At 68.4% G+C, this 15,270-nt stretch carries 17 protein-coding genes; 6 read left to right on the top strand and 11 right to left on the bottom strand.

Annotated elements, in window-relative coordinates:
* Positions 1-29: 29 nt before the first annotated feature.
* A complete protein-coding gene (locus MRBLMI13_RS12065) occupies positions 30-845 on the bottom strand; it encodes a basic amino acid ABC transporter substrate-binding protein (protein WP_042538989.1) in 816 nt (271 codons plus the stop codon).
* Positions 846-1,081: 236 nt separating this feature from the next.
* Here MRBLMI13_RS12065 and MRBLMI13_RS12060 point away from each other — a divergent pair, with 236 nt between their 5' ends.
* The 3 genes from MRBLMI13_RS12060 to MRBLMI13_RS12050 are packed head-to-tail and all read left to right on the top strand — an operon-like array spanning position 1,082 to position 7,105.
* Entirely contained in the window at positions 1,082-1,882 is an 801-nt protein-coding gene (locus MRBLMI13_RS12060) for a hypothetical protein (protein ID WP_367822781.1), read from the top strand.
* On the top strand, positions 1,872-5,801 hold the full coding sequence (locus MRBLMI13_RS12055; protein ID WP_367822779.1) for a Pls/PosA family non-ribosomal peptide synthetase: 3,930 nt from the start codon (positions 1,872-1,874) through the stop codon (positions 5,799-5,801). Before MRBLMI13_RS12060 ends, MRBLMI13_RS12055 begins: the two co-directional genes overlap by 11 nt.
* Entirely contained in the window at positions 5,798-7,105 is a 1,308-nt protein-coding gene (locus tag MRBLMI13_RS12050; protein ID WP_367822777.1) for a M1 family metallopeptidase, read from the top strand. The genes MRBLMI13_RS12055 and MRBLMI13_RS12050 overlap by 4 nt, the downstream gene beginning before the upstream one ends.
* 27 nt (positions 7,106-7,132) lie before the next feature.
* Here the strand turns inward: MRBLMI13_RS12050 and MRBLMI13_RS12045 are convergent, their stop codons facing one another.
* From MRBLMI13_RS12045 to MRBLMI13_RS12010, 8 genes are all read right to left on the bottom strand, one after another.
* Entirely contained in the window at positions 7,133-7,756 is a 624-nt protein-coding gene (locus MRBLMI13_RS12045) for a 4'-phosphopantetheinyl transferase family protein (protein WP_367822775.1), read from the bottom strand.
* Between the two features lie 44 nt (positions 7,757-7,800).
* Positions 7,801-8,100, bottom strand: coding sequence for a Dabb family protein (locus tag MRBLMI13_RS12040; protein WP_309686253.1), 300 nt, complete (start codon positions 8,098-8,100; stop codon positions 7,801-7,803).
* Positions 8,097-8,387: a glutaredoxin family protein gene (locus MRBLMI13_RS12035; protein ID WP_309686251.1), complete on the bottom strand. Its 291-nt coding sequence runs from the start codon at positions 8,385-8,387 to the stop codon at positions 8,097-8,099. Before MRBLMI13_RS12035 ends, MRBLMI13_RS12040 begins: the two co-directional genes overlap by 4 nt.
* Positions 8,384-8,686, bottom strand: coding sequence for a rhodanese-like domain-containing protein (locus tag MRBLMI13_RS12030; protein ID WP_367822773.1), 303 nt, complete (start codon positions 8,684-8,686; stop codon positions 8,384-8,386). Before MRBLMI13_RS12030 ends, MRBLMI13_RS12035 begins: the two co-directional genes overlap by 4 nt.
* 83 nt (positions 8,687-8,769) lie before the next feature.
* Complete coding sequence (locus MRBLMI13_RS12025) at positions 8,770-8,868, bottom strand: 30S ribosomal protein bS22 (RefSeq protein ID WP_003792170.1); 99 nt, start codon at positions 8,866-8,868, stop codon at positions 8,770-8,772.
* A 136-nt stretch (positions 8,869-9,004) separates the two neighbouring features.
* Positions 9,005-9,196, bottom strand: a complete 192-nt coding sequence (locus MRBLMI13_RS12020) for a helix-turn-helix domain-containing protein (protein ID WP_042538977.1) — start codon at positions 9,194-9,196, stop codon at positions 9,005-9,007.
* Positions 9,197-9,273: 77 nt separating this feature from the next.
* Entirely contained in the window at positions 9,274-10,200 is a 927-nt protein-coding gene (locus MRBLMI13_RS12015; protein WP_367822770.1) for a cyclase family protein, read from the bottom strand.
* Between the two features lie 268 nt (positions 10,201-10,468).
* Positions 10,469-10,885 carry an ArsR/SmtB family transcription factor gene (locus MRBLMI13_RS12010; protein ID WP_042539424.1) on the bottom strand — a complete coding sequence of 139 codons (417 nt, stop codon included), beginning with the start codon at positions 10,883-10,885 and terminating at the stop codon, positions 10,469-10,471.
* Positions 10,886-10,988: 103 nt separating this feature from the next.
* Between MRBLMI13_RS12010 and MRBLMI13_RS12005 the strand changes: the two genes are divergently transcribed.
* Both MRBLMI13_RS12005 and MRBLMI13_RS12000 read left to right on the top strand, forming a co-directional pair.
* Entirely contained in the window at positions 10,989-12,419 is a 1,431-nt protein-coding gene (locus MRBLMI13_RS12005) for a TrkH family potassium uptake protein (RefSeq protein WP_042539422.1), read from the top strand.
* Positions 12,412-13,083, top strand: coding sequence for a potassium channel family protein (locus MRBLMI13_RS12000; protein WP_042538973.1), 672 nt, complete (start codon positions 12,412-12,414; stop codon positions 13,081-13,083). The genes MRBLMI13_RS12005 and MRBLMI13_RS12000 overlap by 8 nt, the downstream gene beginning before the upstream one ends.
* Positions 13,084-13,100: 17 nt before the next feature.
* On the opposite strand, the gene MRBLMI13_RS11995 is transcribed toward MRBLMI13_RS12000, so the two are convergent.
* Together MRBLMI13_RS11995 and proC are read right to left on the bottom strand one after the other, a co-directional pair.
* Entirely contained in the window at positions 13,101-13,388 is a 288-nt protein-coding gene (locus MRBLMI13_RS11995; RefSeq protein ID WP_079112305.1) for a DUF1905 domain-containing protein, read from the bottom strand.
* Position 13,389: 1 nt separating this feature from the next.
* A complete protein-coding gene (gene proC / locus MRBLMI13_RS11990; RefSeq protein WP_079112304.1) occupies positions 13,390-14,229 on the bottom strand; it encodes a pyrroline-5-carboxylate reductase in 840 nt (279 codons plus the stop codon).
* 60 nt (positions 14,230-14,289) lie between these two features.
* On the opposite strand from proC, the gene MRBLMI13_RS11985 reads away from it, so the two are divergent.
* Positions 14,290-15,261 (top strand): cation diffusion facilitator family transporter, encoded by a 972-nt coding sequence (locus tag MRBLMI13_RS11985; protein WP_042538967.1) that lies wholly within the window; start codon positions 14,290-14,292, stop codon positions 15,259-15,261.
* Positions 15,262-15,270: the final 9 nt, after the last annotated feature.

Below are 15,270 nucleotides of genomic sequence, written 5' to 3'. Positions count from 1 at the left end.
AGGTCTCCCTGTCCTACGTCGCTCGCCGATTACTTCGCGGTGAAGTAGGTGTCGTAGATCGTCTGGTAGTCGCCGCTGTCGCGCAGATCCTGCAGCGCACCGTCGATCGCCTCGCGCAGCGCGTCCTTCTCGTCTTTGGCGAACGCGAAGCCGTAGGACTCGCCGGTCTCGTACTCCTCGACGATCTTGTAGGCGCTGTCGGCCTTCTCGTGCTCGAGGTTCACCGGCTGGTCCTGCAGGATCGCGTCGATCTGACCGGCCTGCATGGCGGGCCACAGCTCGCCGTCGGACGGGTACTGCACGAGCTGCGCGCCCTCGGCGTTCTCGGTCGCGTACGCCTCACCGGTCGTGCCCTGCTGCACGCCGACGTTCTTGCCCGAGAGGTCGTCGATCGACTCGATGCCCGAGTCGGTGCGCACGAGCAGCGACTGCAGCGACTCGTAGTACGGCTCGGAGAAGTCGATGTTCGCCTTGCGCTCGTCGGTGATGGTCATCGCCGAGGCGCCGACGTCGCACTGGCCTGCGGCGAGGGTCGTGCCCGACTGCAGAGCGTCGAATCCGACGTCCTGCACCGCGAGCTCGAGGTCGAGCTCCTTGGCGATCGCATCGAGCAGGTCGATGTCGAAGCCGGTGTACCCGGTGCCGTTGTCGCCGCCCTCGAACTCGAACGGAGCGTAGGGGATGTCGGAGCAGACCGTCAGCGTGCCCGCCTCGATGAGGCCGTACTCGTCGCCGGCCGCCGGCTCTCCCGAGCCTGCGTCTCCGCTGCCCGTCGCACAGCCGGCGAGGGCGAGAGTGGCGGTCGCGGCGAGCGCGATCCCGGCGATGATGTTGCGACGGCGCATGTCAGCTCCTGAACGACGAGGGTGTGAGTGCCCACGGACGGGTAGGAGAACATCTAAACATGCACCACCGGGCCCGACCGGTCGCCAGCCGCCTTCCGCGGATCACATTTGTGTTGCAAGTGTGACGGGATATGACATGGCCCGGGACCGGCGCGGCACCGATTGTTCACCTTGCCTGAGTATCCTCTGTGCCAACTCCCGGGCGGACGCGCTCGGGTCGCACAGGAGGATCGACCATGGCCAAGAAGAGCCCAGCCCACCGGAATGCCGAGGCAGCACTCGATGCCGCCAAGGATGCCGCGAAGGATGCGAAGAAGCTGATCAAGACCCTTCCGAAGAAGGCGGCCAAGAAGCTCAAGCCTCTCGTCGAGGACGCGAAGGACGCGGCGAACGCCTCGAAGAAGAAGATCGCCGACCGGCCCAAGAAGGTCGCGAAGTCGGCCACCGCCGCCACCGAGCGACTTCAGGAGGCCGCCGCGCGCCTGCAGGCGCCGAAGAAGGCCGACACGAAGAAGGGCGACAAGAAGAAGTCCGACAAGAAGGACGAGAAGAAGTCCGAGGCGAAGAAGTCGGTCGCTGAGAAAGCCGAGACGAAGAAGCCCGAGACGAAGAAGCCCGGCGCGAAGAGGGGCGACGCGAAGAAGTCCGAGACGAAGAACACCTCGCCCTCGAAGAAGGCCGACGCCACGACGTCCGACGCTCTCTCGTCGCCCGCAGTGACGACCACCGAGGCGAAGACAGCCCCGGTCGCACCGAAGGCAGCGAAGCCGGCGACCGCAGTGACGCCGGCGACGACGAAGGTCGCCCCTGCTCCCGCGGTCCCCTCCACGACCACGGCGACGGCTGCCGCTCGTCCGGCGAAGAGGACGGCCACCGCGAGGACCGCGACGCCGAAGTCCGCCGCACCGTCGTCATCCCCGGAGTCCGAGCTGAGCGATCTCACTGTCGTCGAGCTCCGAGCCCGTGCCCGTGCCGAGGGCCGCACCGGATACTCGCGACTGTCGAAGGCCGCGCTGCTCGACCTCCTTGCGAACTGACGTGCAGGAGGCGCTCGACCGCGCTGCCGAGGCGCCACTCCCCCGCACACTGATCGACATCCTCCGCGACACCACCGAGCAGTATCCCGACGCGTCAGCGGTCGAGGACGCCGACGGCGCGGTGAGCTACGCGGAACTGCTGGCGCAGGTGTGGCGCACGGCTGCCGTGCTGCGAGAGCAGGGCGTGAGTCAGGGCGATCGCGTCGGCATCAGGATGACGTCGGGTCGCCGTGACCTCTACATCGCGATCCTCGGCACGATGGCGGCCGGCGCGGCATACGTCCCGGTCGACGCGGACGACCCCCAGGAGCGGGCCGATCTCGTCTTCCGTGAGGCGCGCATCGTCGGCATGATCACCGATGCGGGATACCTCCCCGCGGACACCTCTGATGCGAGGCAGCTGTTCTCCAGCGCGGCACCCCACCCGAGCACGTCGGCGGTGCCCGTCGTCACCCCGCCCACCGTCGACGACGATGCCTGGATCATCTTCACCTCCGGCTCGACGGGGGTTCCCAAGGGCGTCGCCGTCTCACACCGTTCCGCAGCGGCCTTCGTCGACGCCGAGGCGCGACTGTTCCTGCAGGATGCCCCACTGGGCCCCGGCGACCGCGTGCTCGCGGGCCTCTCGGTCGCGTTCGACGCATCGTGCGAAGAGATGTGGCTCGCCTGGGGCCACGGCGCATGCCTCGTTCCGGCGCCGAGGGCTCTGGTCCGGTCGGGCGAGGATCTGGGCCCCTGGCTGCTCGGGCACGGGATCACCGTCGTCTCGACGGTTCCCACGCTCGCAGCCCTGTGGCCCCAGGATGCGATCGAGAACGTGCGGCTGCTGATCTTCGGAGGCGAGGCCTGCCCACCAGAACTGGTCGCCCGACTGGCATCCGATGGACGCGAGATCTGGAACACGTACGGCCCGACCGAGGCCACCGTCGTCGCCTGCGCCTCTCTCATGGACGGCACCGGCCCCGTGCGCATCGGCCTGCCTCTGGACGGCTGGTCGCTGGCCGTGGTCGACGCAGAAGGTCAGCGTGTCGCCGACGGCGAAGCGGGCGAGCTCATCATCGGCGGCGTCGGCCTCGCCCGCTACCTCGACCCGGTCAAGGACGCCGAGAAGTACGCCCCCATGCCGATGCTCGGCTGGGACCGCGCCTATCGCTCCGGCGACGTCGTGCGCGTCGAGCCCGAGGGCCTGATCTTCCAGGGCCGTGCCGATGACCAGGTCAAGATCGGCGGTCGCCGCATCGAGCTCGGCGAGGTCGAGGCGGCGCTGCAGGGGCTGAGCTCGGTCTCGGCGGCGACCGTGGTCGTGCAGAAGACCGATGCCGGCATGCCGATCCTCGTCGGCTATGTGGTTCCCGACGACGGATTCGACCGGCAGGTGGCGCGCGGCGAGCTCGCCGAGATGCTGCCGGCTCCCCTGATCCCGCTGCTCGCGATCGTCGATGATCTGCCCGTACGCACGTCGGGCAAGGTCGACAAGGCGGCTCTTCCGTGGCCCCTCGATTCCGGCGACGCGGGCGAATCCTCGCTCTCCGGAACCGCCGCGTGGCTCGCCGAGCAGTGGTTCGCCGTGCTCGGCATCCGCCCGAGCGATGAGGACGCCGACTTCTTCCAGCTGGGCGGAGGCTCGCTCGCCGCCGCCCAGCTGGTCTCGCGCCTGCGCACCCGCGCACCCGAGTTCACGATGACCGACGTCTACGACCTGCCGAGACTGCGTCAGATGGCCGATGCCGTCGACGAAGAGGCCGACGATGAGGACACCGCGGAACGGGTCTTCAGCCAGCAGGCACCCACACCGCGGCGGATGCAGTGGGTGCAGACCATCGCCGGGTTGCCGCTGTTCGTGTTCACCGGCATCCGCTGGCTGCTCTTCCTGCTCACCGCGAGCTGGATCCTGCGCCTGTCACCCGGATTCGAGTTCCTTCCCGCCGTCCCGGTGTGGACGATCATCGTGGGCCTGGTGATCTTCGTGACCCCGCTGGGCAAGATGACGATCGCCGCGGTCGCCGCCCGCCTGCTGCTCGCGGGACTCCGGCCCGGCGACTACCCGCGGGGCGGCGGCGTGCACCTGCGCCTGTGGCTCGCCGAGCAGATCGCGCAGCAGGTCGACCCGGTGGGACTCGCAGGCGCGCCCTGGGTCGTGTACTACGCGAGGGCGCTCGGCGCGCGCATCCACAAGGACGTCGATCTGCACACGGTGCCCCCGATCACGGGCATGCTCGACATCGGGTCCGGCGCCTCGATCGAGCCCGAGGTCGACCTCACCGGGTACTGGATCGACGGCGACACCGTGCGCATCGGCGGCATCCGCATCGGCGCCGACTCGACGATCGGCGCACGAAGCACCCTCGCCCCGGGCACGAAGATCGGCCGCGGCGCCGAGATCGCACCCGGTTCAGCCGTGTTCGGCCGCGTGCGGTCGGGGCAGCGCTGGGCCGGATCCCCGGCGGCCCGCGTCGGCGGCGTCTCGAAGCCGTTCGCGGCCGGTCGCCCGCCGAGCCGCACCCGTTGGCTGTGGGCCTACGCCGCGTCCTCGGCGTTCCTCGGCATCCTGCCGGTCATCTCTCTGGCGACCGGGGCGTGGGTGGTGGCGCTCGGCATCCGAGGAGCAGACTCCCTCAGCGCCGCCGTTCCCGGCATCCTGGCGCTGCTCGTTCCTGCTGTGCTTCTCTCGGGCGTGGTCTTCGCCGCCCTCGTGCTGGTTCTCGTGCGCGTGCTCGGGGTGGGGCTCGGCGAAGGCGTGTACCCGGTGCGCTCTCGCGTCGCGTGGCAGGCGTGGACGACCGAACGCCTTCTCGATTCTGCTCGCACCTTCCTCTTCCCGCTGTACTCCAGCAGTTTCACCCCGTTCTGGCTGCGTGCCCTCGGCGCCGACGTCGGTCGCGATGTCGAGGCGTCGACCGTGCTGCTCATCCCGAAGCTCACGACGATCGCCGACGGCGCGTTCCTCGCCGACGACACCATGGTCGCGACCTACGAGCTGCAGGGCGGGTGGATGCGCCTGGGCACGGCGCGGATCGGCAAGCGCGCTTTCCTCGGCAACTCCGGCATGGCGGCCGGTGGGCACAATGTGCCCCGAGACGGCCTGGTGGCCGTGCTGTCCGTCGCGCCGCCCAAGGCGAAGGCCGGGTCGTCGTGGTTGGGCTCGCCCGCCGCTCGACTGCGTCGTGTCGTCAACGACTCCGACCTCGAGCGCACCTACCGCCCCCGCACCGGTCTGCGGGTGGCGCGAGCGCTCTGGGAGCTGGGCCGCATCATCCCGGTGTTGGTGACGTGCACGATCGGACTGGCCGTGATGCTCACGCTCGCCGCCGTGGTCGAGGCGTGGGGGCTCGGATGGGCGGTCGTGCTCTCGAGCGCCGTCATGCTCGCCGCCGGCGCGATCGCCGCCCTCGTCACGACAGCGGCGAAATGGATCATCGTCGGGCCGATTCGCGCGGGAGAGCATCCGCTCTGGTCGAGCTTCGTCTGGCGCACCGAGGTGTCTGACACCTTCACCGAGATGGTCGCCGCCCCCTGGTTCGCGAACGCGGCATCCGGCACCCCCGCCCTCGCCATCTGGCTGCGCACGCTCGGAGCCAAAATCGGTCGAGGGGTGTGGACCGACAGCTACTGGCTGCCCGAACCGGATCTCGTGACGCTCGGCGACGGCGCCACGGTGAACCGCGGATGTGTGGTTCAGACGCATCTGTTCCATGATCGAGTGATGAGCATCGACGCAGTGACCCTGGAGAACGGTGCGACCCTCGGGCCGCACAGCGTGATCCTCCCCGCGGCGACGATCGGGGCGGATGCGACGGTCGGCCCTGCGTCGCTCGTGATGCGCGGGGAGTTCGTGCCCGTGGGCAGCCGATGGAGCGGAAATCCCATCGGCCCCTGGCGCGCGGTCAAGGTGCGCTCCTACCAGGCGTCGGACGCATGAACGTCGACCCCTACACCCCGCACAGCGGCGACCGACGCTACGGGGTGCTGCACTACGACCTCGCCATCGACTATCGGGTGACCACGAATCGGCTCGCGGGCATCGCCACGATCCGGCTGCGGATGCAGGAGACGGCCAAGCACGTGTCCTTCGATCTCGTCGGGCTCAAGGCCACGAAGGTGCGGGTGAGCGGCGACCGAGCCGCCTCGTTCCGTCAGGACGACCGGCGACTCAAGGTGGCCTTCGGCGGCGAGCGCGAAAGCGGGCAGGAACTCACCGTCACGATCGAGTACTCGGGGGCCCCCTCGCCCCGACGCACCCGGTGGGGACTCCTCGGCTGGGAAGAGCTGGAAGACGGCGTGCTGGTCGCGTCGCAGCCCACGGGCGCCCCGACCTGGTTCCCCTGCAACGACATCCCGTCGGACAAGGCGACCTATCGTCTGGAGTTCACGGCCGACCCCGAGTACACCGTCGTGAGCGGCGGCGCAGCCACCCGGTCGACGCAGCGGGGTCGCACGCGCTGGACCTTCGACCAGCCGGTGCCGACGGCGACGTATCTGATGACCGTGCAACTCGGTCAGTACGACGACGACAGGGTCGAGCTCGGCGCGACACCGGGGCGCCTGTTCCACCCCCGGGCGCTCGCGCCCCGGGTGCGGTCCGATTTCGCGGCGCTGCCGCAGATGATGGAGACGTTCGTCGAGGCCTTCGGCCCCTACCCCTACGAGTCCTACAAGATCGTCGTCACCCCGGACGTCCTCGAGATCCCGCTCGAGGCGCAGGGCATGGCGATCTTCGGCGCGAACCACGTCGACGGGTCGGGTGGCAGCGAGCGGCTGATCGCGCACGAGCTCGCACACCAGTGGTTCGGCAACAGCGTCGGCGTCGCCCGCTGGCAGGACATCTGGCTGAATGAGGGATACGCGTGCTACTCGGAGTGGCTGTGGTCGGAGGCCGCGGGAGGCCCCACCGCCCATGCGAAGGCCCGGTCGCATCACGCCAGCCTCCGCATCCTCCCCCAGGATCTCGTGCTCTCGGATCCCGGCCCCACCGACATGTTCGACGACCGCGTGTACAAACGCGGCGCACTCACCCTGCATGCTCTGCGTCTGACGATCGGCGATGAGCGGTTCTTCGCTCTGACGCGCGAGTGGACGTCGCGCTTCGCCGGGCTCGCGGTGACGAGTGACGACTTCCTCGGGCTGGTCGACGAGATCGCCGACGGCCAGGCGCGCGCGCTTGTGCGGACCTGGATCGACGAGCTCCCGCTGCCCGCCCTTCCTGCTGCGCGGCTCCGGCGCTAACGCTGACGCCGAGCTGACGGTGGAGGATCAGCCGACGGCGACGCTCAGCACGAATCCGGGGGGCCCGACGAGCGTCGCGATCTCCAAAGGACTCGCACGCCCGGGAAGCACTGCTGACCACGCGCACGGGTCCGCGTCATCGGCGCTCGGATGCAGGAGCACCTCCGACGGGTCGATCTCGAAACCTCGACCATCCGCCTTCACGGCTGCTTCGATGCGCGTCCACGCCGCGAGATCGGGGGCGGCGCCGTCGGGGAACATCGACCCCATTCCATGGAGGTGTCCGGCCGCCGCCTCATCCTCGACATCCACGCCCAGCAGGATGGACCCCGCTGTCGCCGCGACCACGACAAGATCCTCCGCGTGGCTCACGCTGAGCGACACGCCGGCCGAGCGCGGTCGGCCGTGGTCGGCTCCGCATCTGTCGCAGCGACTGGAGAGCAGGACCTCGTCGGAGCCTCGGATCCTGCGCACGAGCGCGCGGATCAGCGCCCTCCCCGCCAGGAAGCCCTGAGCGCGGCTGCCACTCAGCTGGCGGAGGCGGTCGACCTGCCCCTGCCCCATCGCGGCGGCATCGATCTCGGTGAACCCCTGCAGGTCCGAGGGCCGCGCCCACACGACGATCACGTCGTGCCAGATGATCTCGCCCATGACTCCGCCTGCTCCCGTCGGATCGGCAGCTGCGGTCCGGCGGCTCAGACCTCGAAGTCGACAGCCACGCGCGACGCGACCACCGAGCGCACGTATGCCACGACCTCTTCATGAGCGGGGTGCACCTGGTACTCCTCCAGGGCCTCAATGGAATCGACGTCCGCGACGAGCGTGACGTCCCAGTTCGCGTCCGGATATGCGATGTTCGCGCCCGCGGAGATCGAGCGAAGCTGCGGCACGACACCGTCGAGTGCGTTCAGCCTGCGGGCGACCTCGGAGGCCTGTTCGGAGCGCGTCGCCGCGTCCTCTGCGGCGAGCTTCCAGGTGACGACGTGACGGATCATCGCGCTTCCTTCTTCAGTGCGTCATTCTGCACAGCGGCTTCGAGAGCATCGCGCAGTCGGTCTGCCGACAGGCGCCAGTGCGCGTGCAGCTCTCCGTCGATGAGGACGACCGGGATCTTCTCCCACCACAGCTCGTAGAGTGCGGGGTCGTCCTTGATCGACGCCTCGACGATCTCGATCCGCTCGGCAGCCGCGTCAGGGAGTTCGGCGACGACGGAGTCGATGATCTCGGACGCGACGTCGCACAGGTGGCAGTCGGGCTTGCCGATGAGGGTCAGCGTGGTCACGCCGACGGCACCTCGACCTCGCGGCCCTGAGCGATCCACTCGCCCGTTCCGCCCTCGACGTTGGTCGCGTCGTACCCGCGGGATTCGAGCGCCTCGACGACGCGCGCCGACCGTCCGCCGGCCTGGCAGATGACGTCGAACGACTCCGCCGGGAGCTCTTCGAGTCGGTTGCCGATCTCGGACATCGGGATGTTGATCGCCCCGGGGACGTGTCCGGCGGCGTACTCATCGACCTCGCGGACATCGATGAGCGGAGTGTTCGAACGCTCGGCGAGTTCGGTGACGGTGATCGACTTCATGGCATGCTCCTGCGACGAGTGGGAAACCGGGGGGGTAGAGACACAAAGCGCCCGTCCGGAGACAGGCGCTCGTGTCTGGTCGCTTACTTCTTGTTGCGACGCTGGTGGCGAGTCTTACGAAGCAGCTTGCGGTGCTTCTTCTTCGCCATGCGCTTGCGGCGCTTCTTGATGACAGAACCCACGGAAACCTCACTAAGTCAGTGGCTGGGTGTCGTCGGTGACGGACACCCGGGTACGGGCACGGAAAAAATGCCTCGGATCAGTCTAGCAAACAGTGAAGCTCTCGCTGCACGCGCTCACGGGACCGAGCGGAGAGCGTCAGCCGACGTCGGCTATCGGTCGCTGCAGAGCATCGGCCACCGCGGATTCCGGAACCCGGAAACTGCGACCGAAGCGAATGGCTGGCAGCTCCCCAGCGTGCACCATTCGATAGACGGTCATCTTCGACACGCGCATCAGTTCGGCGACCTCAGCCACCGTAAGGAACCGGACATCTGGAACCTCGGGCATCCCACGTACCCCTTTCTCGATTTGTGCACACTCTAGGGGGAATCTGGGACGCGTGTAAACCCATGTGGCCTGTGTGATCAGTGAGCATCGCCGACCGTGGCGAAGGCACGCACCGGGAACGTCCCGAATCCACGCACGGCCGGAGGAGCCGCCGTGAACCGCGCACCACGGGCGGGCACCTCGGACAGGCGGGTCAGGTGCTCGACCACATGGATGCCGGCGGCCAGCAGGATGCTGTGAGCCGGCCGCTCGCCGCCGCTCTCCGTGTCGTCGATGTTGAGCGAATCGATGCCGACGAGTGCGACCCCGGCCTCAGCCAGGAACCGCGCTCCTTCTTCGGTGAGGAACGGTGCCCCGCGGCCGTACTCCGGAGTGCCGAAGTGCTCACTCCACCCGGTGTCGAGCAGCACCGCGGCGCCTCGGAGCTCACGGTCCGCGAGCGTCACAGCGTCGATCCCCCGGCGCTCGGCGCTCCACGCGTCGTGCAGGTGGAAGACCTCGGCGCGCAGGCCGACGAGGGAGCTGAGCTCGAGCGAGGCCAGGTCCCCGCCGTCCTCATACCGGTGGAAGGGCGAGTCGAGGTAGGTGCCCGTGTTGCCGATCATCGTGATGATGTCCATCGCGAACTCCGTGCCCTGCGCATACTTCGAGCGGGAGTCCTCGCGCGTGAGGTGCGGAGTGATCGTGGGGGCAGGGAGGCCGGGGTAGGTCACGAGCCCCGCTTCGATCGTGTGGCTGAGGTCGATGACCCGTGGTGACGGAGCGCTCCCCTCCACGCCCCGGCTGCCGCGGTGCGCCTCTTCCACGATGCGGAGCCGCTGCAGCTCGACGGCGCTCACGAGAGCGAGCCCGAGATGCCGCACCAGCAGCGCTCCGATCGCATCGGAGTCGATGTCGCGACCGGGAAGGTCGAGACGGAAGCCTTCTCCCGTCATCCCCCCGCCATTGGCGAACGAGATCGTGAAGTCGAAGTGCGCTCGGTACGAGGGCGAAGCGGTCGTCATGCTCACATCATGGCAAGCGCGAGACACGGTCGGCGAGACCTGTTGGTTCTCGCCGTTCGGGCACTCCTGACTCGGCGCCCCTCACGAGCGGAGCATGCGGGTCACAGCGGAGACATAGGACGTGTGCCGCAACCGTTCAGACTGCACTGGGATGCTGAATGCACGACTCACGATGGCACCGTCCGAGTCGCGCGGGCTGGGGCCCGCGGCCACGCCCCCGAAGACAGACCCCCCGCTGTCAACGGGGGCGAAGTGCGTCCGGGGGGCGTCAGCCGCCGAGGCGCTTGAGCGCGGTGGTGACGACGTGCCTCGCCGACGCGGCGGCACGACCGACGACCTCGGCCGCGTGTGCGGCTCCGTCGGGAAGCGGCAGTCCGGGGTAGTCGATGTCCGGCGCATCGTCGCCGTAGGCATCCATGAGGAACGGGACGAGCCAGTCGTCGACGACCTCCAGCGGCTCGACGGCGAGGCTGTAGAAGCGGCGCTGGCCGTCTTCGCGCACACTGACCAGTTCAGCCTCGCGGAGCACCTTGAGGTGCTTCGAGACGGTGGGCTGGCTGATGCCGAGCTCGGCGACGATATGGCTCACGCTCGTGCCGGCGTCCCCTTCGGTGGTGCGTCGCAGGAGAAGCTGGAGGATGTCGCGCCTCGTACCGTCTGCGATCACGTCGAAGATGTCCGTCATGTGATCAGGGTAGTCGTCCCCGGCACGGAGTACCATGACGAAGGCTCGGCGATCGGCGTCGTGCAGCCGCGGTGCGCGGCGAGGGGAAGCGAAGGGGGACTCGATGTCGGGCATCGCTTCGGCGTCGTCACCTCGACAGCGTCTTGAGAACGCCGCCTCCTGGGGCAAGCACATCGTCACCTCGTCGCCCTCGCGCTTCGCGATCGTCATCTTCGCGATGCTCATCCTCGTCTTCACGGTGCTGCTGTCGCTGCCGATCGCGTCGGCATCGCGCACGGTCACGCCGCTGGCGGATGCGCTGTTCACGGCTGTGTCGACCATCTGCGTCACGGGCCTCGCCACCGTCGACATGGCGAACCACTGGTCTCCGTTCGGGCACGTGCTGATCTTCATCGGCGTGAACATCGGCGGACTCGGTGTGCTCACCCTGGCGTCGCTGATGGGCCTGGTCATCTCGAAGCGCCTCGGGCTGCGGGCCAAGCTCATGGCCGCCGGAGACACGAACCCGCTGCGAGCCCACGGCGGCGTCGTGAACGAGAGCCAGACCGTGCGGCTGGGCGAGGTCGGTCAGCTCCTGCGCACGGTCGCGGTGTCGTCGCTCATCATCGAGGGCGTCCTCGCGATCCTCCTCTACCCCGCGCTGGTCCTGGCGGAGGTCGACCCGATCGCCGCCCTGTGGGAAGCGCCGTACTTCGCCGCCATGGCATTCACGAACACCGGGTTCGCTCCCAACGACGGCGGCGTGGCCGTCTTCGCCGACGACTACCTCGTGCTGTCGCTGCTGATGGTGGGCGTCTTCCTCGGGAGCATCGGCTTCCCCGTGATCTACACCCTGGCCAAGCACGTGTGGCACGTGAAGAAGTGGTCGCTGCACACCAAACTCACCCTCGTCACCACCGTGCTCCTGTTCGTGTTGGGTGCCGCGGTCTTCCTGATACTCGAGTACGCGAACCCGAAGACGTTCGGCTCGATGGATGCGGCGGACACGACGTTCCAAGCCTTCTTCCTCTCGGCGATGACCCGTTCGGGCGGCTTCAACGTGATCGAGATGGACGACCTGAACGGCTCGTCGCTGCTGGCCGCGAGCATGCTGATGTTCGTCGGCGGCGGTTCGGCATCCACCGCCGGAGGAATCAAGGTCACCACTCTCGCCGTTCTCGCCATCGCCGTGTGGTCGGAGGCGAAGGGGCGCCAGTCGGTCGAGGTCTTCGGCCGCCGCATCCCCAGCGACGTGCAGCGTGTGGCGCTCAGCGTCGTCGCCTGGGGAGCCACGATCGTCGCGCTGTCGACGATCATCATCGCCCAGATCACCAAGGCCGACATCAGTCATGTGCTGTTCGACGTGATCTCGGCGTTCGGCACCGTCGGCCTCTCGACAGGTCTCACCGCCGAGCTCCCCGATTCCGCCTCGTACGTGCTCGCGACCACCATCTTCATGGGGCGCGTTGGTACAGTGACTCTCGCCGCGGCAGTCGCCGCGACGTCGCGATCGCAGTATTACTCGCTGCCCGTGGAAAGGCCGATCGTTGGTTGAAGTGCTCCGGGGCGACGCTCCCGTACTCGTCATCGGCCTGGGCCGCTTCGGCGCCGCGTGCGCCGGCGAGCTCGACCGACTCGACCGCGAGGTGCTCGCGATCGACGGCAATCTGGAGCTCGTGCAGAAGTGGTCCGACCGCGTCACGCACACGGTGCAGGCCGACGCCAAGAACATCGACGCCCTGCGTCAGATCGGCGCGCAGGACTTCCAGGTCGCCGTCGTCGCCGTCGGCTCGTCGATCGAAGCATCCGTGCTGATCACCGCGAACCTCGTCGACCTCAAGGTGCCGCAGATCTGGGCGAAGGCCGTCTCGCAGTCGCACGGCAAGATCCTCGCCCGCGTGGGTGCCAACCACGTCATCTACCCCGAGCGCGAAGCCGGCGAGCGCGTCGCTCACCTCGTCTCCGGCCGGATGCTCGACTTCATCCGCTTCGACGACGACTTCGTGCTGGCGAAGATGTACCCGCCGAAGTTCATCCGCGGCGTGGGTCTGAACGAATCCGGCGTGCGCAGCAAGTACAAGGTCACCGTCGTCGGCGTGAAGAGTCCGGGCAAGCCGTTCCGCTACGCCGAGGCGAACACGATCGTCACCAACCACGACCTCATCATCGTCTCGGGCACCAACAGCGACATCGAGCGTTTCGCCGCGCTCGACCGCTGAGCGGCAGCCCCGCGGGTTCAGGCGTCGATGTCGAGCGTGATCTCGACGACGTCGTCGATGCCGATGCCCTCCCGATCCTGCAGCGCCTTCTTGATCGGCACGATGTACCCGCCGTCCTTCGGCCACAGCGCCGTGGTCACGGTCGTGCGTCCGATCGTCACGGATGCGGGGATCATCCCCCACCCGTAGGTGACGACGCCGGCGATCTCGCCGATCATCTCGCTCTCGGCCGGCGGCACGGTGACGAAGTGGAACGGCGCCGGTCCGCGCCAGAACCAGATCTCTCCCGAGAACCGCAGCTGCATGTCATCCTCCTGCGGCGAGTTCCTTCGCCCGCGCCAGCGCCGCGTCGGCGGCCTGTGCGAACGTCCGGTCGAGGTGCGCGTCCTGCAGCACGGCGACGGCCCGCTCGGTAGTGCCCTTCGGACTCGTGACCCTGCGACGGAGCTCAGACGGCTCCTCCCCCGACGCGTCGAGCAGCGCGGTCGCACCGATGAAGGTCTGCTCCACCATGACTCGCGCGTCGCTCTCGCTGAAGCCCATGCCGACGGCGGCCTTTGTGAGCTCCTCGATGAGCAGGTAGACGTAGGCGGGGCCCGAACCCGAGATCGTCGACAGCGCATCGATCTGCGACTCGGGAACCTCGACGACAGCGCCCACGGTCGCGAAGAGGCGGTGCACGAGGGCGAGGTCATCGGCGGATGCGGCCGCCCCCGCGGCGAGGCCGGTGACGCCCTTGCCGACGGTCGACGGCGTGTTCGGCATCGAGCGGATGACACGGACATCGGCGCCGAGGTTGTCGGCGAAGGTCTGCAGGGTGACCCCGGCCGCGAGACTCACCACGATCGCGTCTTCGGGCAGGGAGGGAGCGATCTCGCGCAGCAGATCGGGGACCATCGCCGGCTTCACCCCGACCAGGACGACACGCGCCGACTGAACCGCCCGCGCGTTGCCGTCCGGCGTCTCGGAGAGCGCGATGCTCGTGACGCCGTCGAGGTCGGCGAAGGCCGCTGCCTTCTCGGGCGTGCGGTTCGTCGCGGTGATGCCTCCGTCGACGGGGATGCCGGATGCGACGACCCCTCGGAGGATCGCGCCGCCCATGGAACCGGCACCGAGGAACGCGAGAGCGGGAAGAGATTCAGCCATGTCGTCATCCTACGGCGGGCGCACCGGGCGACCACGGGTGAGCCGATCTAGACTCGTCGCATGAGTGCATCCGGCGGCGGCAAGGCCATTCTCGCGGCGTTCCTGGCGAATCTGGGCATCGCCCTGGCGAAGTTCATCGCCTGGGCGCTCTCAGGATCCGCGTCGATGCTCGCCGAGGCGATCCACTCGGTCGCCGATTCCGGCAACCAGCTGCTGCTCATGCTGGGCGGCCGCAAGGCGAAGCGCGAGGCCGACCGAGCGCACCCGTTCGGCTATGGCCGAGAGCGATACGTCTACGCGTTCGTCGTGTCGATCATCCTGTTCTCCGTCGGAGGCCTGTTCGCGATCTACGAGGCGATCGACAAGCTCACCCACCCGCACGAACTCGACAAGACCTGGTGGTGGCTGCCGCTCGTCGTGCTCGTGGTCGCGATCGGCCTCGAGTCGTTCTCGCTGCGCACGGCCGTCAAGGAGAGCAACCTCGTGCGCGACGAGGGCCAGTCGTGGGTGTCGTTCGTGCGCCGCGCCAAGGCCCCGGAGCTGCCCGTCGTGCTGCTCGAGGATGTCGGGGCGCTGACCGGCCTCACCTTCGCACTGCTCGGTGTGGGATTGACCATCATCACCGGCAACCCCGTGTTCGACGCACTCGGAACGCTGATGATCGGCATCCTGCTCGTGCTCATCGCGATCGTGCTCGGAGTCGAGACCAAGAGCCTCCTCGTGGGCGAGGGAGCCACCCCGGCCGATCACGATCGCATCGTCGACGCGATCAACGCGGGCGACGAGATCGAGAAGATCATCCATATGAAGACGCTCTACCTCGGACCGGACGAGCTGATGGTGGCGGCGAAGATCGCGCTCAATGCCGACAAGCCGCTGCGCGAGGCCGCGGTCGACATCGACGCGATCGAGGCCCGCATCCGCGAGGCCGTGCCGACGGCCAGGGTCATCTACATCGAGCCCGACGTGTACCGGCCGTCGCTCGACCCGGAGCCGTCGACCGACGTGTTCGTGCTCAAGTCCTCGGACTGACTCCCCCGA

The organism is Microbacterium sp. LMI13-1-1.1, from assembly GCF_040815625.1.
Lineage (GTDB): Bacteria > Actinomycetota > Actinomycetes > Actinomycetales > Microbacteriaceae > Microbacterium > Microbacterium forte.
This window is presented reverse-complemented; position numbering and strand designations above follow the sequence as displayed.